This is a genomic window from Halalkalibacter sp. AB-rgal2, from assembly GCF_041821005.1.
Lineage (GTDB): Bacteria > Bacillota > Bacilli > Bacillales > Bacillaceae_D > Halalkalibacter.
Window position 1 is genome coordinate 181,026 of sequence record NZ_JBGUAV010000001.1, and the last position, 19,819, is coordinate 200,844.

Genomic DNA, 19,819 nt, shown 5'->3' on the forward strand with positions numbered 1-19,819 from the left:
AGTGCTTAAGTGTAAAGATATTGGAGGGAGAAACGGATGGAGATGAGTACAAAGTTAAGTAATACCTTGATAGCACAATGGTCGTTTGAGGATGAAGGGAAGTTTACCATTGATACAATTGGAGGAATGAAAGATTCAATACATTATGTTTTTCATAATGCAATGTTTCAGCCGAGCAGAGATATAAAGCGTAAAAAAGGGATAAAAGGAAAGGCATTATGGTTCGATGGTTTTTCCACATATGTACAAAGAAAGAAAGAGCACGTTTCACTAAATAAAAATGAATTGTCGGTTTCGATGTGGATTGCTCCTTATTCATTTGGTGGACTAAATCATGATAATGTAGCAGCTTTAATGAGTCATAATGATCAAAGCAAAAAGAGAGGCTTTCTATTAGGTATAAAACAATATGGTTACCTTACGTTTCAACTTGGCTTAGAGAGAAATTGGGAAGAACTGATGGTGGATCAGTCGATATTATCTAAAAATAAATGGACTTATGTTGTAGCAACCTATCATGCCCCCAGCGGAGAAATGATTATTTATGAAAATGGAAAAAAGTCTAGATCTAAAAAAGTTGAAGCTGGACAGTCTCTACTTTTAGCAAATGAAGATTTATTGATTGGTAAGCCTAATGATCCTCAAATGATTGAAGGAACCTTTGCTTTAGGTATGTTTTCTGGGTTGATGGATGAAGTTTGTCTATTTTCTAAAGCGTTATCAGAACAGGAAGTTTTAAGTACCTATCAGGCATATTTAAGCGAACATGGTGGCAAACCTCCTTCAATTGATTTTGGGGATTTAGTGATCAATCGACAAGAATTTATATTAGATCGACATCGTCCCCAATATCACTTGTCACCTCCGGGCCATTGGATGAATGAGCCGCATGCTCCGTTCTTCTATAAAGGAAAGTATCATCTTTTTTATCAACATAATCCACAAGGGCCTTATTGGGGAAATATTCATTGGGGACATTGGGTTAGTGAGGATATGATCCATTGGAAAGACTTGCCGATAGCACTTTCACCAGAATTGGAATCATTTGACCCTGATGGAGTTTGGTCAGGGTGTGCTCATTATGATGATAAAGGACTACCTGTATTATTTTTTACAGCTGGCAACCATCAATATATACCTAACCAAATGATTGGCTTAGCTAGGTGTACCATAGATGATAACGGTGATCCTAATTTTGAAAAATGGGAAAAGTATGGTCGCCCCATTTTATACCAACCTAAAGGGTATGAACTAGATGATGAGGGCTTTCGCGATCCTTTCGTTTGGAAAGAAGGGGATACATGGTATCAACTTGTCGGCTCTGGAATAAAAGGACGAGGTGGTACGGCATTATTATTTGAATCAAAGAACTTACTTCATTGGAAACATCGTGGGCCTCTTTACATAAGTGATTATGTGAAATTCCCTTATCTAGGTAAAATATGGGAGCTTCCAATTCTTCTTCCTCTTGGTCAAGACAGTCATGGGCAAGAGAAGCATTTATTTATCATCAGTCCAGTTGATGGTGATGCGGATGTAGAGGTTTATTATTGGGTTGGTGAATGGGATTTTCAAAGTGGCAAATTCATTCCGGATTTTGAAGAACCTCATTTGTTCGATGTAGGAGACTTTCATTTTACAGGACCAAGTGCAATGATTGATCCGACTACTAAGCGAATTATTTTATTTACCATCGCTCAAGGTGAAAGACCACTAGAATATGAATACGCTTCGGGATGGGCTCATAATGGAGGGCTACCTATTCATGTCTTTTTAGGAGAGGATGACCGTATCCGTTTTAAACCAATAGATGAAGTGGAAGCACTTCGAGAATCTAAGTTAGTCGATTTGAAAGATATTACTGTGGAGCAAGCGAATGAAACATTACAATTTATAGAAGGTGAAATGCTTGAAATCGTCATTCGAATCAAAAAGCTTTCAAGCGAACAGGTTGGTTTATACTTTAGACAATCAAAAGATCGCGTAGAGGAAACATTACTATATTATGATCATGTAGTGGATCAATTAATCGTTGACCGAACAAAGACAACACTTGATAAGAAGGAGTGGACAACTGGTATGCAAGGCGGCAAAGTAGGTATAAATCAAAAGCAACCAATTCAACTCCGCATATTTCTTGATAAATCAATTGTAGAAGCATATATAAATGATCTTAAAAGCCTGACGACGAGAGTATATCCAACAAGAGAGGATGCTGTCGGAATTTCAATTATGGGGGGAGAGAGTCAGATAATTAAGTCGATTCAGGTTTGGAGAATGAAAAGTATATACATGTAATATTTCTTAGCCATATTGAAGGTAACAGCTAATAGATAATTGGGCGTGTTAAATGAGTGAATACTCTTTAACACGCTTTTTTGCACACGCATAAATAATCCATTAGTGACCAAAACTATATAAAAAAGACCTGTTGAATGAAAAAGGAGGTGCATGATGCTATTACATGATAATCAAGATCCATTAATCGACCCTTCTTCTACCCACCGTACGATTTTCATGTCGTATGTTGATGCCATTATTCCAAGAGTGTTAGGAGCATTAGATTTACGGTTGGATGACTATTTAATTTATGTCCTCGATCATTTTGTTTCTATTGAGGAGAAATGGGGGAAAGGTCGAGTGAAGCTGTCGATTCCAACTGCTGACATGCTAGAAGATACAGCTAGACAATATGTTGTTTCAAAAAAACAAGTAGCACAAGTGAACAATGGAAGTTATTTTGCGGCACTTACCCATGAACAAAGACATGAGGTGATTTATATGCTTGAGCAGAACCAGTTTGATATAGAGCCATTACCGGCCCCTTTTCGAAATGATATCGTCTTCATTAAAAGTATTATGAGCTTTCTCCATCAAATGGTGTTGTTCGGATATTACTCAGAATGGTTTAGTCTAGGTGCCACTCGTTTTGCTGAGCCTGAGAAGCGTGAAGTTCAAAGACCGAGTATCACGTGGGAAATGGTTCACTACCCAGGTACATCTAAAGGCTATCGAGGTATGAAGGGGTTTCTTGTAACAGAATTTGAAGAATGAGGATGGTCAAGATGAATGTAGATGTCATTGTGATTGGTGCCGGTGGCGGTGGAGCGGTTATCGCAAAGGAATTAGGGGAGCGAGGGTTGAATGTTCTTATTCTTGAAGCGGGGCCGTGGTATGGCAATAAAAAATGGAACCGTCCTAACCAAGAGAAAGGACCAAAAAGTAGTAAAGAAGCTGATGATTTAGATATAAAACTATTACGAGAGCAATTTGTTAAGAACGAACACACAATGAATGATGTGATAACTGGTCGACTGAGATGGGGGCCTGCAGATCGACGAAAATCACCATGGTATCGAATGATTCCGAAACAAGGTCAGCTTTGGCAATCAGCAGGAGTTGGTGGAACGACTCAGCATTATTGGGCGAACTCCCCTCGCGGCTATGCGTCGGCATTTGATGATCATTGGCCTATCTCCTACAAAGAGCTTGTTCCCTATTATGAAAAAGTAGAAGATATTTTACCTGTACGGCCAGCACCAACGACGGCAAAAGAAGAATTATTTTACTATGGAGCGCAAAAGGATGGCTGGTCGTTTATTAATACAAATACACCGACTTCTCCTGGATATCGACCACAGCCTAATGCCATTCTCCACCCCAATAAGGAGTTAATGAATCCGAATGTGAGTATTGATAAATTATCAGAAATGGAAGGATGTACATTATGTGGGCATTGTGTGAATGGTTGTCCGCATGGACCGTCAGTAGATAAAGTAGCGAAACGTTCAACGATGGTTAGTTATGTACCACTTGCACTTCGAACCGGTAATGTGGAAATACAACCGAATTCATATACAACAAAACTGCTAACCGATCGTAATGAAGCAGGAGAGTTAATCGTTGCCGGGGTAAAATACCGTGATACGTGGACAGGGGAAGTGGGAGAATTATATGCGAAAATCGTTGTGATGGCAGCGGGATGTATCGAGAGCCCTCGGCTATGGCTGAATTCGGGATTGCCAGAAAATGCTTGGGTAGGAAAAGGGTTAACGAATCATTATTGGGACTGGGTGACTGGTGTATTTGATGAGAAGGATTTAATGAAGATAATTGGGCAACATAACGTAAACCCTTTTGTTGGGGCACAATCAGGAGCAAGGCTTGATTATCCGGGACTAGGGTGTATCCAGCCTTCTGGCATAAGTGCTGGTCTATACGCTTCCTTAACATTTGGATTTAGTTCAAGTCATCAGCTTTTTCCACAATCTAATGAAAAAGATTGGGATGTTCGCGGTAAGGTTGTTGGCGATAAGCTCAAAAAGTTGATGGAGCAATATCCTAACTCGTTAAGCATCCTCATTTTAACTGATGACCAACCACATAAACAAAACGGCGTTTCCGTTCATCCTACGATGAGGGATGAGCATGGCCCCATTCCGGTTATTCGTTATACGGCAAGTAAAGAGGATAAAATGAAACGTGATCAATTAGCTAAGATTTCCGCTAACATATTACGTAAAGCAGGTGCAAAAGAGATCATTCGAACGGATTGGCCAGCGAGTTTATTTGCTCATATTGAATCAACGATGAGAATGGGTTTTGTCGTCAACCGTGATTGTGAGGCTTTCCAGGTGAAGCGCCTATTTATATCAGATAACAGTGTTCATTTTAATGGCATTGGTGGTCCTAATCCAACATTAACGACACAAGCGTTAGCGACGAGAACAGCAGAGAAAATTGCAGAACAGTATTTTAGCTCATAATGAATGGAGGCGTCAGGATGAGGGATCGTAATCTATTGTATCTTATTACGGCAATCGGTATGTCAGGATGGATATTGTTGTTTCGAAAGAGAGGTCACTTTAAAGATTGGTTACTCATTTATTTATTTAAAACACTCGTTTCGACATTAATGGATGGACCTGTTATTAAACGGAAGTTTGTACAATATCCGATACGCTACATGCCAAAGTTTTTTGACTCAAATATTGCGTTTTTGTATTTAATCTTTCCAATGCTGTGTGTGATGTACAATCAATTTACGTATCAAATGAAGCCAGTTAAGACGTTTTTTAGTGTCTTTTTGTTTAGTGTTCCAATGGGGGTGATTGAGCACTGGATTCAAAAAAAGACGAATTTGATTAAATTCAACAAAGGATGGAATGCTTATCATACGATTACAGTCTTAACGCTAACATTTTGGTTGGTTCGCTTGTTCATTTGTACCGTTCGAAAGCTCGATAAGATGAAAGGTGGAGAGATTGAGGAAGGGGCTTCTTGAAGAATATTGGTAAAATGAGAATCTGCATCAAAAAAGGAATAGGAGCAGGATTGGAAGGAGAAGGAGAGAGAAAGTGCACTAGAAGAGGAATAGGTGAAGGTTTGGTAGGAAAAGAAGAGAGAAGGTGCATCGAAACGAGAATGGACCAGAGGAATTACGTATGGCTATTTGCTAGGAACGGACGTATTTGTTTGATTGAGCATGGACAGTAATTCTCTACGGCTATGGACGTTTAATTTGGCAAAGATTGATTTTAAGTGATCCTGTACTGTATGAGTCGAAATGTACAAGTGGCTAGCTATTTGCTTTGTTGTGTGTCCATAGACGATTTGCTCGACAATTTGAATTTCACGTTTTGTGAGACCGTAGTAGAGGAGCGTATAGCTTAACCGTTCAAAAGGCTTCGTATGTTGTGAGATGACAGCGTATTGCTTTGAAACCTTCTCTCCTGTTAGTTGAGTTGCATAAAGAGAGAGTAACTGGCCGTGTGCAGTTGGGATACTAACTGATTGTTGCTGACATTTCTGATCTCCTTTAGTGGAGGAGTTTGCTTTTATTTTTGAGCACAGTGTTTCAATAGGACGTGGGAGTAAACCCTCTTTTAATTGTTCCTGCTCTCTTAATGAGTTTAGTAAAGCGTGTGCGGCTTCATTGGCAGAAAGTAGCTCAAATGTATCTGAGAAAATCATAATAGCCTCTTCTGATTGGGGAGTGAACGGTGAAAAGGATGATTGGATCGTTAGCCTTTTCACGGCTTTTGTTAAAATTGGTAGTAGATTACTAATGACATGTTGCTCCTCCTTTGAAAAAGCGGATTGATGCTCGGAACGAAAAAGAGTTAAATATCCCCAGCACTTTCCTTGATCAATTAATGCAGCACGGAGCTCATCGAGAATTCCAGTTGGTGCTAGAATGTGTGTGTAACGATGACTAAGAGGTAGGTCTCCGTTAGTTGCGTCATGTAACGTTGCTATGTGAGGCGGTGAATCGACTAATTGGAAGTAGTGATTGTAATCGAAGCCTCTATGTTCATTTTCAAGAATATATGAATGAATCGGCTCAATGAGCTTGTCGATGACAGCACCAGTTGAGAGAAGACTTTCAGGGTCGATTGTCGTGAAGCAAGCAGCAGTGTAAGGAATACACGCTTTTAATTCATTGAGCACAAATTGGCGGAAAGCATAAGAATGCTGCTGGAAATCGGCTGTCGTTAACTTGTTTTTTAGTTGATCAATATTGAACATAATCCCTCCAATCAATATCCCAACTATATGGGATGTTTTTTTATGGTGACTATTTTTATAATTGATAATGATTATTACTAGTATTATACATAAGAAAAGAAAGGGCGTGAAGGGGAAAGTGAAATGGTTTACTGGAATACTCGTTTTGGTTATTACTTTCATCATAGGAGTGTGCGCTACAACGTCAGAACAAAATTTAAGTGATAAGATTACGGTGTATACACCTCATGCACCATCGCTCATACCACTTGTACTCGTAGCTGAGGAGGATGAAAACCTACATGTTGAAACATGGAATACTGTCGAAGGAGTGATTGAATCATGAAGTGGAATAATCCAAGCGTATATGATTATGAGCATTTGATTCGACGTAAAATTGCGGGCTATCCCCTGCTCTATGATATAACATCTCGGTTAATGACAGAGGCAGTCGCAAAACGTGAAGCTAATCTACTCGTTATAGGAGCGGGTGGAGGAGAAGAGCTTGCCACACTGGCGTCTAAAGAGAAGGGTTGGTCGTTCACGGCGATTGATTCGTCTCAACCGATGCTTGAGTTAGCGAAAGTACGTATCGATCGTGAGAAGGTAAGTAATCGAATTCGTTATCGATTCACGTCGTTAGAATCATTTTCTGAAAGTACTCTTTATGATGGCATCACCTGTTTACTGGTTTTGCATTTTGTAAAAGGAAAGGATAACAAGCGTCAATTTTTGGAGCGACTAGCATCCTACATCCCAGCAGGTGCGCCACTTTGCTTAGCAATGATAAATGGTGATCCGACTAGTCGCGTTTTTCTGTGCAAATGGCGGCTTGGGGAGAGCATATGATAAGTCAGGGAATAGAGGAACATCAATTTGAGCAGTTTGCTGAGTCTGTTGGCGATACGACAGACCTTATAACAGAGATGGAGCTTTTAGCACTATTACGTGATTGTCAGCTTGAGGATGTGAGCTGCTATTTCCGTTCTTATTTGATTGATGCCTATATATGTTTTAAAAGGAGGTGAGAATGATCATGAAGGAAATTAGAGATAAAATCATCGTCATTGGCGGGTATGGTCATGTTGGTCGAAAGGTTTGTCACCAGCTCGCGAATGATTTCCCTTCTATCGTATATGCAGCAGGAAGAAATGAAAAGAAGGCGAAGGAGTTCGCACAATCTACAAATGGAAAGGTGCTTCCCTTGTATATAGATGTGAGCGAAGGGGTAGATCCTGCATTATTACATGATGTTCGAATTGTCATTATGTGTGTGGAGCAAACTTCTACCGATTTTGTTGTGCAATGTCTCAAGCATGGGATCACGTATATTGATATTACGGCCTCCTATTCTTTTATTGAACAGGTAGAGAAGTTGAATGACATAGCGATTGAGAATGAAGCGACGGCGCTGTTGAGTGTTGGCTTAGCTCCAGGTATATCAAACCTGTTAGCTACTTGGGCCGCGGCGAAATTAGATACTTTAACGGAAATGAATCTTTTTATCATGCTTGGACTAGGAGATGAGCATGGGAGGGAGGCCATTCGTTGGACATTACAGCAAACGAAGGAAACGTTTAAGTTGAGGGAGAAGGAGGAGGTTGTGAGCTATCCAGGCTTTACAGATGGAAAAGCGACTGATTTTGTTAGTCAATTGAATAAAAGAAACGCTTACCGTTTTAATTTTGCTGATCAGCATGTGCTTGGAAAGAGGCTTGACATACCAGTATCGACAAGACTTTGCTTTGATTCTCGTTTCGTCACACAAGCGGTCCATTTACTAAAAGTAAGTCGATTGGTTCACCTATTTCCTGAAGCGCTCCTTCTGGTGCTGTTTGAAAAGCTCCAATGGGGTTCATCTGACTTTGCTGTCTGTACGGAAGTAATTGGAATGAAGGATGGTCAAAAGATGATCGTGAAGTCAGCCGTCCATGGTAAAGAAGAGGCAGAAATAACAGCATCCGTAACGAGTATGGTCGCAAAGAAATTATATGAAGGCGTATATTCATCTGGTGTTATGCATATCGAACAACTTTTTCAATGGGGCGAAGTGTATAAAGATCTGCAGCCTACAGTACGTTGGGAACGAGAAGCGGAGGGAGTATGATGGAGGGGGAAGTAGTTCCAACAAAGGAGAAGGAACGTTTATTAGAGTTAGATGTACTCAGAGGAATAGCGTTGTTTGGTATACTCGTTGTAAACATGAGCTATTTTTCAACGCCAGCTTTGCTTGCCGATATACTAGGTCTATCGAAGGGCGAGGGTCTATTAAATGAGATTGTTGTGATCATTGTGACTGTGGCATTTGAATTTAAATTTGTTAGTTTGTTTTCCTTTTTGTTTGGAGTTGGGTTTGCTCTGTTCCTTTCAAGGCTCGAAAATAAAGAGGTGCATGCAAGGTCAATCTATCGAAGGAGGATTCGTTTTCTTCTTGTTGTTGGACTCATTCACCTCTTCTTTTTTTGGTATGGAGATATTTTAACATTATATGCCCTCATCGCTTTTCTCCTACCCTTTTATTTGAACAAGAAGAGTAGGACATTGCTCGTTTGGTCTGGAGCATTACTAATCATGCCGTTGGTGTTGCTTTCACTATTATTGTTAGTCGGTTTTGATTCAGGAGGCTCCTTTCCCAAGGTAGTTGGAGATATGTATGATCAAGCTCTATATGCTTATGCGAATGGATCAGCTTGGGAGATTTTTCTGCAGCGTTTAGTTGATATAGCTATGATTTATCAAGGCTATATCCTTATGGCGCCTGTTATTCTTGGGCTTTTTCTACTTGGTATGTATGCATGGCAGAGCCGTCTAATTGCCAATGCCAAGCAACACATAGGGACGATGAAACAAATTCGAAATTATAGCTTCTGCATTGGGTTTCCCTTTGCTCTGTTGTCCATTTGGGCTCAATCTTATGTCGATTATATTAGCTCACCTTATTATGTGATTCAGTATATCGGGTATTCTGTAAGTGGGCCAGCTTTAGCTCTTTTCTATGTAAGTGCTATCTATGTGTGTATGCAATCACAACGGTTTAGAGTCATCATTGCTTTTTTTCAGCCTGTTGGAAGGATGGCGTTTACCAACTATTTGCTTCAAACGCTTATTTGTACATCGTTGTTTTATAGCTATGGCCTTGGCTTGTTCGGAAAAATTGAAGCAGCTGCTGGCTTCCTACTTGCTGTTATTATTTTTATATTCCAAATATTCATAAGCCGATATTGGTTAAGTCGTAATAAAATGGGGCCAATGGAGTGGCTGTGGCGAAAGTATACGTATTATAAGGTGTGAAGCTAGGAAAGCAACTATATAACGAATCCTTACGCCAAGAGAAGTGCTAGTATAAAAGAGACAATTCCTTTTGGATTGTTTCTTTTTCAACAGTTAAGCTTACGAACTTTTTAGAGGAATCGAATTTTAAATGGCGAATGAGTTAGGAAAGGATGAAAGCAGGAGGTAGACGTGAAATTTCTGGAAAGGTTTCAAACGTTAACGGCTAAACCTCATCAAATTGGTTATGATGAGTATGAGCCTCACCCGATCTTAAAGACGTATGTCCATTGTTTTTGGTTTGATCACCTGCTTCAATCTCGATCGCGTGTGATTCCCGATTTATGTATGGATGTTTTGATCTATATTGATGAAGAATCAAATAAGGTTCGTTCGATCTTTTCGGGAATGAATGATACTTATTTTGATACGACAACGGAGTTAGCGAGCGCCGTGTTAGGAATTCGTTTTTTTGGGTGGAGTGGTTGGTTATTCTCTGCGGAGGATTTGACATCAACTAAAAATATCATTGGTGATTCAAAGGATTACTTTCCAATGCTAACATCATTATTTCAAAGTGAACATTTTATAAGTGTGAATCCTGCACAGAAGATAAAGCTGATCGAGAATGTTTTATTGAACAGGATAGTTGAAGAAAGAAAACAGCTTCACCCTGACTTTCTTAATAGCATGGACTTGATACTACAGGCGAATGATCCTATTACGCAGAAGGATCTAAAGAGGCATTGTGTGATTGGGGCACGACAGCTGGAACGGTTATTTCGAACATACACCGGACTCTCTCCGAAAAAAATGATCAATCTTGTTCGCTTTCAGAAAATATGGCGAAGAATGTACGCTACTCGCACGTGTGATGCAGCAGATCTAGTTTATCAGTATGGGTATGTTGATCAATCTCATTTCATAAGGGACTTTAAAACATTTAGTGGAAGGACTCCTAAGAGGATGATACAAGAGATATAACGTGTATGTCGTTTTTTTACAATACATTGAAAAGTGTTGTAGATACGATAAGGGCAAGCATGTGCATGTGCTTAACTAAAACAAATAGTTTGGCAAAGCTTGTACATATTGTGTGCGAGTTATGAATGACCTTACATTCATAAAATCATTAACAGTATGTGTTGGCTGTGTCAGCATAATGAAGAAACAGGAGTTGATTAGGCGTGCAATCGTTTATTGAGGAAGTCTGTCAGAAGCAATTGGGAGCTGAGCGTGATTATAAGGAAGAGTGGGAAGCGATACGGTATCTTGTCGGTGAGAAGATTTTTGCGATGATGGGAACAAACGGTGAAGGAAAACAAATTGTTACGTTAAAATGTGAGCCTGAAAGAGCAGATCATTACCGTCGGGAGTTCGAAAGTGTCATTCCTGGATACTATGTTAATAAGACGCATTGGAATTCGGTTCTCCTTGAAGAATGTGATGTACCTAAGGAAATTATGGAACAAATGATCGAGGAATCCTATGGACTCGTGTTCTCCAAATTAACGAAGAAAAAAAAGGAAGAATTGAAAGCTTGAAACGGGGGGCGTATTTCAGAGGGCATTGAAAAAGTTTGCTTTTAACTTTTTCGGTGCCCTTTTAGCATTGCGCGAAGCAGTTTGTCTATTTTAAAAAGCTTGATATGCTCTTATCAAACGAGTAACGAGTGAAGCCATTGCTAGTCAAATCAGTGACCTCATTACGTCTCTCAAACATAACTCGTACCAATCATTTAGGAGGTTCGTGTTATAATGAAAAATAGGCGTCGTTATTGATTGAAATGTCCTGGAGTAATTGAAGGGAGGAGTGCCATTGCCTGAATTTGTGCTAAACAATGAAGAAATGTTTATTATCGTATATTGCTTCGTTCTATTGTGGATCAATATTAGCTATTTAAGAGAACATAAACAGATTAAAGAAGGGCTTGGAGAGATTCAAACTGAGGATGAATTAGATGTAAACCCTAATTCCTTTTCAATATTTGTTCTCATTTTTACATTCAATTTTTTTCGGAGATGGTTGATTTACATATTAGCAGTCTTAGTGACAGAGTATTTAGTTGTCGCTATTATGGCAGGCATTCTGTTCATCATAAGCTTGTATGATTGTCTATTTAACTATAAATTAGAAAAAGTGAAATCGTCTAAAATAGGTTTGTATCTTGCGCTTGTAGATACAGTCCTTATTGCGATCTTTGTTTGTTACCTATTTATTCAGTTTTAGCAGGATTTACAGTCCAACTTGAGCTTGTCGTTAAAATTTCGTGTAACGAGATTTCGGTAAGCTTATTTGCATGGAGGTTTATTATTGTAGTTGACAATACGGTAAATGGTGTTATACTGTTTATATTGATATAAACACTATAACACTTTGAGGTGATTGAAATGATGGATGTATTATGGATGTATGTATTAGTCTTTTTATTGTCAGCAACACCGCTTATGGAAGCAATTTATATTAGCCCGATTGCCGTATTTGGAGGATTGTCATTTGCTCCTTCAGTCATTCTTGCGATAGCCGGAAATGTACTGACCGTTTTAATTGTAATCGTCTTTTTTGATAAAATTAGAGAGTGGCGCAAGAAAAAGAAGGGAGAAGAACGGTCGAGTAAAAAAGCGGCAAGAGCACAAAGGATGTGGCAAAAATATGGGTTACCTGGTTTTGCGTTGCTTGCGCCGTTTATTATCGGAAGTCACTTAGTTGCTTTCTTAGGGTTAGTATTCGGTGGTACGAAAAAAGCGGTAACGGTTTGGATGCTCATTAGTATTTGTGGTTGGAGTATCGTTCTATCTATACTGGCACTTTTCGGTATTGATGTATTAAATATTGAGCATCCTTTCCTTGAACGATTTTTTACAGAATAGGGGGGTAAAGGATGTGGAAGAGTTCAATATGGCTCATTAAAAAAGAATTGAAATTTCACAGTGGGGCATTTCTGTTAACGATGTTGGCGGCAGCCTTTATCGGTCTAATTACGATCCCGCTTTTTGATTTGTTTGCCAGGCAAATGTATGGTGGCGAAGATATCTTCTATAGCAAATTTGTGCATGATCTGATTTTTCTAGGGATCTTACCGTCCTTCTCTGCATTGTTTATGTCGGGACCTTATTTAACGTTTCGAACGATTAAAGAAGACCCTTTTGGGAAACGAATTGGTTTTTACCGGGCATTACCAATTCCAATTAGTGTCATTGCGTTAAGTCGAATAGTATTTATGCTACTGACGCTATTGACGATGTCGATCGTCTTTTATACTGTTCTTACAATCGGAATAGCAGAACCGTTCTTTCAATATGTATCTGTGGAGAATTGGATGATCTTTATCATCGCTTGGTTCGGATATACGTTACTATTCGGAAGCTTTAACACGTTTGTTGAGTTTGGGACAAATGGGAAGATGCTTTATTTGTTTTCATTCGTCTTTCTTTTAATTTATATTGTCTTAACTCTATTGTTCCAGCATGTATATAATGTTGGTATTGTTGAATCGAGCTTTCGTTTAATTGAAGACTATGGTTGGTTCGCTGCAAGTATCTCCGTTTTAGTTGGGGGAAGCACTTGCGTGATCTTTTATCACATTTTGAAGAAACGCCTCTTAACGAGAGACTATGTGTAGGAGGCTGGAGTTATGAAGCTACCGATCGTTGTATCAGACGATAGTAAGCAACCGATTTATCATCAAATTGAAATGCAAGTGAAAACGTTAATTGTGAGTGGGCAGCTATCTGCTCATACGTTACTTCCTTCTATTCGAGCACTATCTAGTGAATTGGCCTGTAGTGTCATTACAACGAGGAGAGCGTATCAAAACCTGGAAAATGATGGGTTTATTAAAACTGTTCAAGGTAAAGGAACGTTTGTAAAGGAATTAGATCATAATATGAAACAAAATACGAAGCAAGAAGTCATTCTTTCCGCACTACAGCAAGCCATTGAGCAAGCTGAGCTAATGGGTAGTACGAGAGAAGAAATTCGAATAGCGTTTGATCAAATTATGAATCAAAAAGGATAGTGTGGTGAGATGATGTTAAAGGTGAATCAATTAACGAAAAGCTATAAATCCTTCTCATTTGGTCCTATTGATATCGAAGTGGAGCAAGGTGCAATTGTCGCTCTAGTCGGTCCAAACGGATCTGGAAAGAGTACATTTTTCCGTTTATTAATGAATCAGGTCCATGAAGATCAAGGGGTTATCACATGGAATAACGAAAATGTAAGGTATAAGGAGACTTCTTTCAAACAGTCTGTCGGCTATGTGGGAATTGGGCTGTATAATGTATTTGAACAATTGTCCATTAAAGAATTAACATCGTTTGTCTCTTATTGGTATTCAAATTGGGATCACGAGTGGTATGAATCGTTAGTAGAGCGCTATGAAATTGATTTGAGTGAAAAGTATCGTAATTGTTCAACAGGAACGAAGAAAAAGATTGATTTTATCTTAGCGATTGCCCATCACCCATCGTTATTATTGCTTGATGAGCCTTCTTCAGGTATTGATCTCATTTCACAACGAAAGATGAAGGAAGATTTAATGGATTATATGGAAAGTGGTGCAAGGAGTATTATTATTGCGACTCATCAACAGGATGAGATTAAGCAATTAAGTGATTATATATGGTTCATTAATCAAGGACAGATTATTGATCAGTTTGAAAAGGACGAACTTCAAGAGTGCTGGGCAAGAATTTGGATATCCTCATTACCCAAGCAGCTCGAAGACCATCCAAATGTAAAATCGATTAGTCATGCGCCCTTACAAATAGTAACGGATCATCTCCCTAATGTTGAAGAAATTCTTCAGGAAAAGGATGTTCAAGTTACCCATAGACAACGATTAGAGTTAGATGAAGTGATGGAGTATTATTTTGAATAAGGCAAGGGTTTATCTAAAAGGTGAGAAATGATTTTTGGATAAACCCTTTTCCTTTACTAATTTGAAAAAAGCTTGCTAGCTTGTTCCAATGATTTCTCAATGGCAATAGGAGAATAAGAGAACCAAGGATCAGGGTCTATATAGTATACTTGTTCATTTTGAACAGCCTCAAGATTTTGCCAAAGCGTACTTTCTTCTACTTGATGAAACATCCCGCCTTCATCTCTTGCTTCTTGGTCGTAAACGAGCATGATGATGTGATCGCCTGCATATTCAGGTAGCATTTCCATTGAAATTTGATCGAAGACAAATTCTTCGAACGTAGGGTCTTGTTCTAACCTGTTCTTTATGTACGTCGGAGGTGTTAAGTCTAAAGAGCGATAGATAATATGTCCTATATTTCTTCCTCCGTATATTCTGAGTACATCTTTACCAAACGTCATGAATATCGAGACAGTGTCATCCTCTGAGATCTTAGTAGCAACGTCCTCTTGTACATTAGCAGCAAGGTTATCGAGGCTTGCTATCCATTGTTCAGCTTGTTGCTCCTTCCCCAATATGGAAGCTATTTCTTTAAACTGTGCAAATACATCACCGTACATCCATGGGACGACAACAGTTGGCGCTATTTTCATTAGTTGTTCTACTTCATCTGGATCGGAAGTAATAATAAGGTCAGGTTTTAATTCTATTATTTTTTCCATGGAGTATGGGTGACCTAAATCTGCTACCCCTTCTTGGAGATCCCCTAAGTACTCGTTATCTAATACGTGTGATGGTGCGCCAATAGGTGTTATATCTAATGCTAGCAGTGCATCTAAAAATTGGGTTGTGACAACCTTTGTCGGCTCAACAGGAATTTCAACATCCCTACCTGTTACATCTGTATACAGCTTTGTTTCGCCATTTTCATTAGCTTCGGGAGAACTACTAGAGCTCTCACTATTGCAACCTACTAATGGTAGTAATAAGAAAACCAGGAACAATTGAACTTTTGAATGCATGTTATACCCTCCGTCATTAACATTAATGAATATCATTATCATTAATGTTATGCTATTTGTAACTGATTGTCTAACACTTTTTTGCTGTACAGCAGGAACAAGTGTATTTTGTTGATAGCTCAGAATGGGTTTCTGGTTATGGCCCAGTAGCATATCATGTAGTGTTAGACCAAGTGGAAGAAGCTTTACTAGGAGATTAATTTGTTTAAAGCATTAAAATAGGATATTCGGTCTATTCCCATATTCTCCACATTCCTCTATAATTTTATAGGTTCAAATGTAAAAAACAGGAGGTAATGATTAAAAATGTTGAAAAAGGTAATGATGGTTTTCGTGTCAGTCATCGTATTAGGGATAGTTTCAGGATGCTCGATCATCCATACCATCAATGGGAATGTTGGGTTAATGGAAGATTATTTAGAGGATACAAATGGGATGACGGATAAATATGTTAACTTACAGATACAATCAGAACAGGCTTTCGAAACGGCTGAATTCGAAGAGGATATTGTTGTATATACAGAAGAGACATTTATTCCTACACTTGAGCAACTAGTTGTTGAGTCTGAAGAATACGGTGAACAAATTGACAATGAGAGATTACAAGAAATTCATCAACTATATACTCAATCTTTGCAAATAGAGCTAGATGCAGAGTATCAATGGTTAATTGATTTAGATCCAGATCAATATATGGATACGATTCTTGAAGCAAGAGAAATTGATGACCAGTTTGTAGAACAATTAGAAGAGCTTGCCGGTGAATGGGGAATGGAAATTGAGTGGGAGTATTATGATTTGTAAGGGTAAAAACAGCCTCGTTCTACGTCGACGTAGAACGAGGCTGTTTCGTATTATTTATCAATCAAGCTAGATAATACATCATCAATGATTTGTTCATTAGCGATTGGACCTGAATAGAGCCAGCTTGTATCAGATGAAAATTCGTATACTTGATTTTGTTGGACAGCAGGGATGTTCTGCCATAATGGATCATCGAGCATTTCAGAGCCATCACTACTATCACTATTAATTAAAAATAGATAGTCAGCGTCAAGTTCAACTAATTCTTCTAATGAAATAGCTGACCAGTTTCCAGTAGCTGATTCTGAGACCTTCTCAACCGTTGCTGGAATGGTAATCCCAAGATCATCATACAAGACTGCGCCACTTGATACATTTTTGCTCACAATAAAAAATTGATTACTCGTGAGCCAAAGAGCTGCTGCTGAATTTGTCCCAATTTCGCTTGACAATTGCTCTGCTCCTTCTAGTGCCTTTGCTTCATAACCTTCTAATACTGTTGTAGCTTCTTCCTCACGATTCAACACGTCACCCAGTTGAGTAAGGGTTTCACGCCAGTTATCATTTGTTTCCTCTGCCACAACATAGGTAGGTGCAATTCTAGCATATTGCTCATATTTTCCTTCAGATACTAATTCGGCTGAGCTCATAATTAGTAAATCAGGTGAGAAGCTTGTTACGGCTTCGAAAGGTAAGTCGAATGGAATGGGTTCGACGCCTGTTAAATAGTCTTGCAAGTAGTTTTGCACACCCTCACCATCATGAATGGACCATTGTGCAATCGGAGTTACTCCTAGAGCAATTAGATGATCTTCTAAATACGAAGCAATAATGCGTTCGGGGTTAGTAGGTATGTCCACTTCATTTCCAAGCGCATCTGTTAATACATATTCGTTCGCTGAAGCTTCTTGGTGAGCATCCGGTGTTTGCTCTTGTTCAGAAGCTGGTTCATTAGCTTCGCTACACGCTGAAAGCATGATGAATAAAGGCAAAATGGCTAATAGTGAAGTAATTCTGTGTTTCTTGCTCATTGTATAATTCCCCCCTGTATCTAACTGATTCTCTTAAACTATTTATTTTATTTTCATATATTTAGAAGCTGTTGTTGATTTTATAGGTGTAAATCACTATACTTTATATTGAAAATAATTCTCATTATCATAAACTTTTATAAAGGATGCGTCAAGATGGAAACAAAGGATAGGAAATCGGAGCTTTCCCCAAGTGAAGAGGTTAAGAATTTAAAGACGCGACCTGTCTTCGCTGTAAGTATACTAATTATTGGAGCGATTGCTCTTGTTTTTGGTATAGCTGTATCAATATCATTTGGTGCAGCTAGTATTGATTTGAAAACGGTCTGGACGGGAGTTTTTCAGTTTAATCCTGATTTGACCGAGCATCAAATTATTCAAGAATTACGTTTGCCACGAGCAATAGCAGCTGGATTAGTAGGAGCTTTTTTAGCCGTTTCTGGTGCGATTATGCAAGGGATGACACGCAATCCGTTAGCTTCTCCTAGTATTATGGGGGTAACAGCTGGATCTGCATTTATGATTGCGATCGCATTTGCTTTTTTTCCAGGGACATCCTATCTCGGCTTAATGATTTGGTCATTTATCGGAGCTGGATTGGGAGCAGGGCTTGTTTTTACAATTGGAAGTCTCTCAAGAAGTGGACTGACACCTGTTAAGCTAGCATTAGCTGGTGCTGCTGTAACCGCATTATTGAGCTCGATCTCCTCGATGATTGCGATTCATTTTCATGTTGCCCAGGACATTAGCTTTTGGTACGCAGGAGGCGTTGCTGGTGTGCGGTGGTTCAGTGTTCAACTCCTCATTCCAGTTGCGATCGTCGGTATTACTCTTGCTATTATTTTATCACGTTCGATAACTGTTTTAAGTTTAGGTGAAGATGTAGCAAAGGGGTTGGGACAAAGAACGAGACTAGTAAAAGTGTTGGGAACGATTGTCGTTTTACTTTTAACCGGGGCAGCGGTTTCAGTCGCTGGCACCATTGGATTTATAGGTCTAGTCATCCCGCATATCACTCGCTTCTTAGTAGGTGTAGATTATCGTTGGATCATTCCGTGTTCGGCACTGTTAGGAGCGTTGCTTTTAGTATTAGCAGATTTAGGAGCGCGCATAGTGAACCCACCATTTGAAACACCAGTAGGGGCGATTACGGCTTTAATTGGAGTGCCCTTTTTCCTTTACCTTGCTCGACGTGATGGGAGGGGAATGTAATGAAAGAAAAGAAACCGATTCTCATTATGATTCTCATTATGATCTTCATAGTTATCAGCTTTTTTGTGAGTTTGAATTTAGGATACATAAAAATTACACCGATTGATGTAATTAAGACATTATTCGGTTCAGGAACTGAAAATGATCAGCTCGTATTGTTTGAATTTCGCTTGCCAAGAATGGTCATTGCCTTGCTTATTGGTGCAGGTCTTGGTGTGTCAGGTGCGATTTTACAAGGGGTATCACAGAACGGATTGGCTGATCCAGGGATTTTAGGGATTAATGCCGGTGCAGGGTTAGCTGTTGTTCTCTTTATCTTTTTCTTCCAAGGTTCTGTTTCAGGTCTTGGTACGCTTTCGATATTTGTCATGCCAGTTGCAGCCTTAATCGGAGGCTTACTAGCAGCCTTTCTCATTTATACACTTGCTTGGAAACAAGGCGTAACACCCGTTAGGCTCATTCTTGTCGGAATTGGTGTGAATGCGGCATTTGGTGCTGCGCTTCTTATTGTTCAATTGAAGATGAATCCACAAGATTTTATGCAAGCAACGATTTGGCTTTCAGGAAGTATTTGGGGAGCGAATTGGACGTTTGTATTAACGATTTTGCCATGGATTCTCATTTTAATTCCAATTGTTATTTATAAAGCACGATATTTGAATGTTCTATCATTAGGTGATCAAGTGGCAACTGGTCTCGGGGCTGATGTTGAAAAGGAAAGAAGAATACTATTGATTCTTTCTGTTGCCCTAGCAGGCTCTTGTGTAGCGGTTGGTGGTGGAATTTCTTTTTTAGGACTTGTCGCACCGCATTTAGCACGGCGACTTGTCGGGCAGAAGTATCACGTTCTAATTCCGACAACGGCACTAATGGGAGCCCTGCTTTTATTAGTTGCTGATACGATAGGACGTAATGCCCTAGCACCGTCTGAAATACCAGTTGGGCTTGTTGTTTCGGCTTTAGGAGCGCCGTATTTTATTTATTTGTTGATTAAGGTGGATTAGGAAGTTATTTCTTCATATATACAGAGTTTTAATGAGAGTTTTACTGCAAATGCAAAGCTGTAGTGTGAATAACTGTAAGAGATAATCGAAGACGAAGGCAGAGGT

Annotated in this window: 22 protein-coding genes; 19 read left to right on the top strand and 3 right to left on the bottom strand. The window is 39.2% G+C overall.

All coding sequences use genetic code 11. The annotated features are described in order from the left end of the window. Nucleotides 1-36: 36 nt before the first annotated feature. The 4 genes from ACERJO_RS00870 (at nt 37) to ACERJO_RS00885 (ending at nt 5,284) form a co-directional block, all read left to right on the top strand. A complete protein-coding gene (locus ACERJO_RS00870) occupies nt 37-2,298 on the top strand; it encodes a GH32 C-terminal domain-containing protein (RefSeq protein WP_373646297.1) in 2,262 nt (753 codons plus the stop codon). Nucleotides 2,299-2,454: 156 nt separating this feature from the next. After that, the gene (locus ACERJO_RS00875) at nt 2,455-3,054 is read left to right on the top strand and encodes a hypothetical protein (protein WP_247105237.1); all 600 of its coding nucleotides are present in this window, start codon (nt 2,455-2,457) and stop codon (nt 3,052-3,054) included. Between the two features lie 11 nt (nt 3,055-3,065). After that, nucleotides 3,066-4,766 (top strand): GMC family oxidoreductase N-terminal domain-containing protein, encoded by a 1,701-nt coding sequence (locus ACERJO_RS00880; RefSeq protein WP_373646298.1) that lies wholly within the window; start codon nt 3,066-3,068, stop codon nt 4,764-4,766. Between the two features lie 17 nt (nt 4,767-4,783). Next, nucleotides 4,784-5,284 (top strand): CBO0543 family protein, encoded by a 501-nt coding sequence (locus ACERJO_RS00885; protein WP_373646299.1) that lies wholly within the window; start codon nt 4,784-4,786, stop codon nt 5,282-5,284. Nucleotides 5,285-5,448: 164 nt separating this feature from the next. On the opposite strand, the gene ACERJO_RS00890 is transcribed toward ACERJO_RS00885, so the two are convergent. Continuing rightward, on the bottom strand, nt 5,449-6,528 hold the full coding sequence (locus ACERJO_RS00890; RefSeq protein ID WP_373646300.1) for a helix-turn-helix transcriptional regulator: 1,080 nt from the start codon (nt 6,526-6,528) through the stop codon (nt 5,449-5,451). Nucleotides 6,529-6,646: 118 nt separating this feature from the next. Between ACERJO_RS00890 and ACERJO_RS00895 the strand changes: the two genes are divergently transcribed. From ACERJO_RS00895 to ACERJO_RS00950, 12 genes are all read left to right on the top strand, one after another. Continuing rightward, nucleotides 6,647-6,853: a hypothetical protein gene (locus ACERJO_RS00895; RefSeq protein WP_373646301.1), complete on the top strand. Its 207-nt coding sequence runs from the start codon at nt 6,647-6,649 to the stop codon at nt 6,851-6,853. After that, on the top strand, nt 6,850-7,356 hold the full coding sequence (locus tag ACERJO_RS00900) for a class I SAM-dependent methyltransferase (protein WP_373646302.1): 507 nt from the start codon (nt 6,850-6,852) through the stop codon (nt 7,354-7,356). The genes ACERJO_RS00895 and ACERJO_RS00900 overlap by 4 nt, the downstream gene beginning before the upstream one ends. Beyond that, nucleotides 7,353-7,535 (top strand): hypothetical protein, encoded by a 183-nt coding sequence (locus tag ACERJO_RS00905; protein ID WP_373646303.1) that lies wholly within the window; start codon nt 7,353-7,355, stop codon nt 7,533-7,535. Before ACERJO_RS00900 ends, ACERJO_RS00905 begins: the two co-directional genes overlap by 4 nt. 2 nt (nt 7,536-7,537) lie before the next feature. Then, on the top strand, nt 7,538-8,614 hold the full coding sequence (locus ACERJO_RS00910; protein WP_373646304.1) for a saccharopine dehydrogenase family protein: 1,077 nt from the start codon (nt 7,538-7,540) through the stop codon (nt 8,612-8,614). Further along, nucleotides 8,614-9,798 carry a DUF418 domain-containing protein gene (locus tag ACERJO_RS00915; protein WP_373646305.1) on the top strand — a complete coding sequence of 395 codons (1,185 nt, stop codon included), beginning with the start codon at nt 8,614-8,616 and terminating at the stop codon, nt 9,796-9,798. The genes ACERJO_RS00910 and ACERJO_RS00915 overlap by 1 nt, the downstream gene beginning before the upstream one ends. A 171-nt stretch (nt 9,799-9,969) precedes the next feature. Beyond that, entirely contained in the window at nt 9,970-10,761 is a 792-nt protein-coding gene (locus tag ACERJO_RS00920; RefSeq protein ID WP_373646306.1) for an AraC family transcriptional regulator, read from the top strand. 203 nt (nt 10,762-10,964) lie between these two features. After that, on the top strand, nt 10,965-11,321 hold the full coding sequence (locus tag ACERJO_RS00925) for an MmcQ/YjbR family DNA-binding protein (RefSeq protein WP_247105246.1): 357 nt from the start codon (nt 10,965-10,967) through the stop codon (nt 11,319-11,321). Nucleotides 11,322-11,595: 274 nt separating this feature from the next. Continuing rightward, nucleotides 11,596-12,006 (top strand): hypothetical protein, encoded by a 411-nt coding sequence (locus tag ACERJO_RS00930; RefSeq protein WP_247105247.1) that lies wholly within the window; start codon nt 11,596-11,598, stop codon nt 12,004-12,006. Between the two features lie 164 nt (nt 12,007-12,170). Then, complete coding sequence (locus tag ACERJO_RS00935) at nt 12,171-12,647, top strand: small multi-drug export protein (RefSeq protein WP_247105248.1); 477 nt, start codon at nt 12,171-12,173, stop codon at nt 12,645-12,647. An 11-nt stretch (nt 12,648-12,658) separates the two neighbouring features. Next, the gene (locus tag ACERJO_RS00940) at nt 12,659-13,399 is read left to right on the top strand and encodes a hypothetical protein (RefSeq protein WP_373646307.1); all 741 of its coding nucleotides are present in this window, start codon (nt 12,659-12,661) and stop codon (nt 13,397-13,399) included. 12 nt (nt 13,400-13,411) lie between these two features. Then, entirely contained in the window at nt 13,412-13,795 is a 384-nt protein-coding gene (locus ACERJO_RS00945; protein ID WP_373646308.1) for a GntR family transcriptional regulator, read from the top strand. Nucleotides 13,796-13,807: 12 nt separating this feature from the next. Continuing rightward, the gene (locus ACERJO_RS00950) at nt 13,808-14,659 is read left to right on the top strand and encodes an ATP-binding cassette domain-containing protein (protein WP_373646309.1); all 852 of its coding nucleotides are present in this window, start codon (nt 13,808-13,810) and stop codon (nt 14,657-14,659) included. 56 nt (nt 14,660-14,715) lie between these two features. Here the strand turns inward: ACERJO_RS00950 and ACERJO_RS00955 are convergent, their stop codons facing one another. Further along, nucleotides 14,716-15,663 carry an ABC transporter substrate-binding protein gene (locus ACERJO_RS00955; RefSeq protein ID WP_373646310.1) on the bottom strand — a complete coding sequence of 316 codons (948 nt, stop codon included), beginning with the start codon at nt 15,661-15,663 and terminating at the stop codon, nt 14,716-14,718. A gap of 306 nt (nt 15,664-15,969) precedes the next feature. On the opposite strand from ACERJO_RS00955, the gene ACERJO_RS00960 reads away from it, so the two are divergent. Further along, nucleotides 15,970-16,467 carry a hypothetical protein gene (locus ACERJO_RS00960; protein ID WP_373646311.1) on the top strand — a complete coding sequence of 166 codons (498 nt, stop codon included), beginning with the start codon at nt 15,970-15,972 and terminating at the stop codon, nt 16,465-16,467. Between the two features lie 50 nt (nt 16,468-16,517). Here the strand turns inward: ACERJO_RS00960 and ACERJO_RS00965 are convergent, their stop codons facing one another. Beyond that, on the bottom strand, nt 16,518-17,498 hold the full coding sequence (locus ACERJO_RS00965; RefSeq protein ID WP_373646312.1) for an ABC transporter substrate-binding protein: 981 nt from the start codon (nt 17,496-17,498) through the stop codon (nt 16,518-16,520). A gap of 156 nt (nt 17,499-17,654) precedes the next feature. On the opposite strand from ACERJO_RS00965, the gene ACERJO_RS00970 reads away from it, so the two are divergent. Together ACERJO_RS00970 and ACERJO_RS00975 are read left to right on the top strand one after the other, a co-directional pair. Next, nucleotides 17,655-18,710 carry a FecCD family ABC transporter permease gene (locus ACERJO_RS00970; RefSeq protein WP_373646313.1) on the top strand — a complete coding sequence of 352 codons (1,056 nt, stop codon included), beginning with the start codon at nt 17,655-17,657 and terminating at the stop codon, nt 18,708-18,710. Continuing rightward, nucleotides 18,710-19,714, top strand: coding sequence for a FecCD family ABC transporter permease (locus ACERJO_RS00975; RefSeq protein ID WP_247105256.1), 1,005 nt, complete (start codon nt 18,710-18,712; stop codon nt 19,712-19,714). Before ACERJO_RS00970 ends, ACERJO_RS00975 begins: the two co-directional genes overlap by 1 nt. Nucleotides 19,715-19,819: the final 105 nt, after the last annotated feature.

What these genes read in the sequence shown, in the direction of transcription:
- ACERJO_RS00870 (WP_373646297.1), top strand. Translation starts at nt 37, where the DNA reads ATGGAGATGAGTACAAAGTTAAGTAATACCTTGATAGCACAATGGTCG.
- ACERJO_RS00875 (WP_247105237.1), top strand. Translation starts at nt 2,455, where the DNA reads ATGCTATTACATGATAATCAAGATCCATTAATCGACCCTTCTTCTACC.
- ACERJO_RS00880 (WP_373646298.1), top strand. Translation starts at nt 3,066, where the DNA reads ATGAATGTAGATGTCATTGTGATTGGTGCCGGTGGCGGTGGAGCGGTT.
- ACERJO_RS00885 (WP_373646299.1), top strand. Translation starts at nt 4,784, where the DNA reads ATGAGGGATCGTAATCTATTGTATCTTATTACGGCAATCGGTATGTCA.
- ACERJO_RS00890 (WP_373646300.1), bottom strand. Translation starts at nt 6,528, where the DNA reads ATGTTCAATATTGATCAACTAAAAAACAAGTTAACGACAGCCGATTTC.
- ACERJO_RS00900 (WP_373646302.1), top strand. Translation starts at nt 6,850, where the DNA reads ATGAAGTGGAATAATCCAAGCGTATATGATTATGAGCATTTGATTCGA.
- ACERJO_RS00905 (WP_373646303.1), top strand. Translation starts at nt 7,353, where the DNA reads ATGATAAGTCAGGGAATAGAGGAACATCAATTTGAGCAGTTTGCTGAG.
- ACERJO_RS00910 (WP_373646304.1), top strand. Translation starts at nt 7,538, where the DNA reads ATGATCATGAAGGAAATTAGAGATAAAATCATCGTCATTGGCGGGTAT.
- ACERJO_RS00915 (WP_373646305.1), top strand. Translation starts at nt 8,614, where the DNA reads ATGGAGGGGGAAGTAGTTCCAACAAAGGAGAAGGAACGTTTATTAGAG.
- ACERJO_RS00935 (WP_247105248.1), top strand. Translation starts at nt 12,171, where the DNA reads ATGGATGTATTATGGATGTATGTATTAGTCTTTTTATTGTCAGCAACA.
- ACERJO_RS00940 (WP_373646307.1), top strand. Translation starts at nt 12,659, where the DNA reads ATGTGGAAGAGTTCAATATGGCTCATTAAAAAAGAATTGAAATTTCAC.
- ACERJO_RS00945 (WP_373646308.1), top strand. Translation starts at nt 13,412, where the DNA reads ATGAAGCTACCGATCGTTGTATCAGACGATAGTAAGCAACCGATTTAT.
- ACERJO_RS00950 (WP_373646309.1), top strand. Translation starts at nt 13,808, where the DNA reads ATGTTAAAGGTGAATCAATTAACGAAAAGCTATAAATCCTTCTCATTT.
- ACERJO_RS00955 (WP_373646310.1), bottom strand. Translation starts at nt 15,663, where the DNA reads ATGCATTCAAAAGTTCAATTGTTCCTGGTTTTCTTATTACTACCATTA.
- ACERJO_RS00960 (WP_373646311.1), top strand. Translation starts at nt 15,970, where the DNA reads ATGTTGAAAAAGGTAATGATGGTTTTCGTGTCAGTCATCGTATTAGGG.
- ACERJO_RS00965 (WP_373646312.1), bottom strand. Translation starts at nt 17,498, where the DNA reads ATGAGCAAGAAACACAGAATTACTTCACTATTAGCCATTTTGCCTTTA.
- ACERJO_RS00970 (WP_373646313.1), top strand. Translation starts at nt 17,655, where the DNA reads ATGGAAACAAAGGATAGGAAATCGGAGCTTTCCCCAAGTGAAGAGGTT.
- ACERJO_RS00975 (WP_247105256.1), top strand. Translation starts at nt 18,710, where the DNA reads ATGAAAGAAAAGAAACCGATTCTCATTATGATTCTCATTATGATCTTC.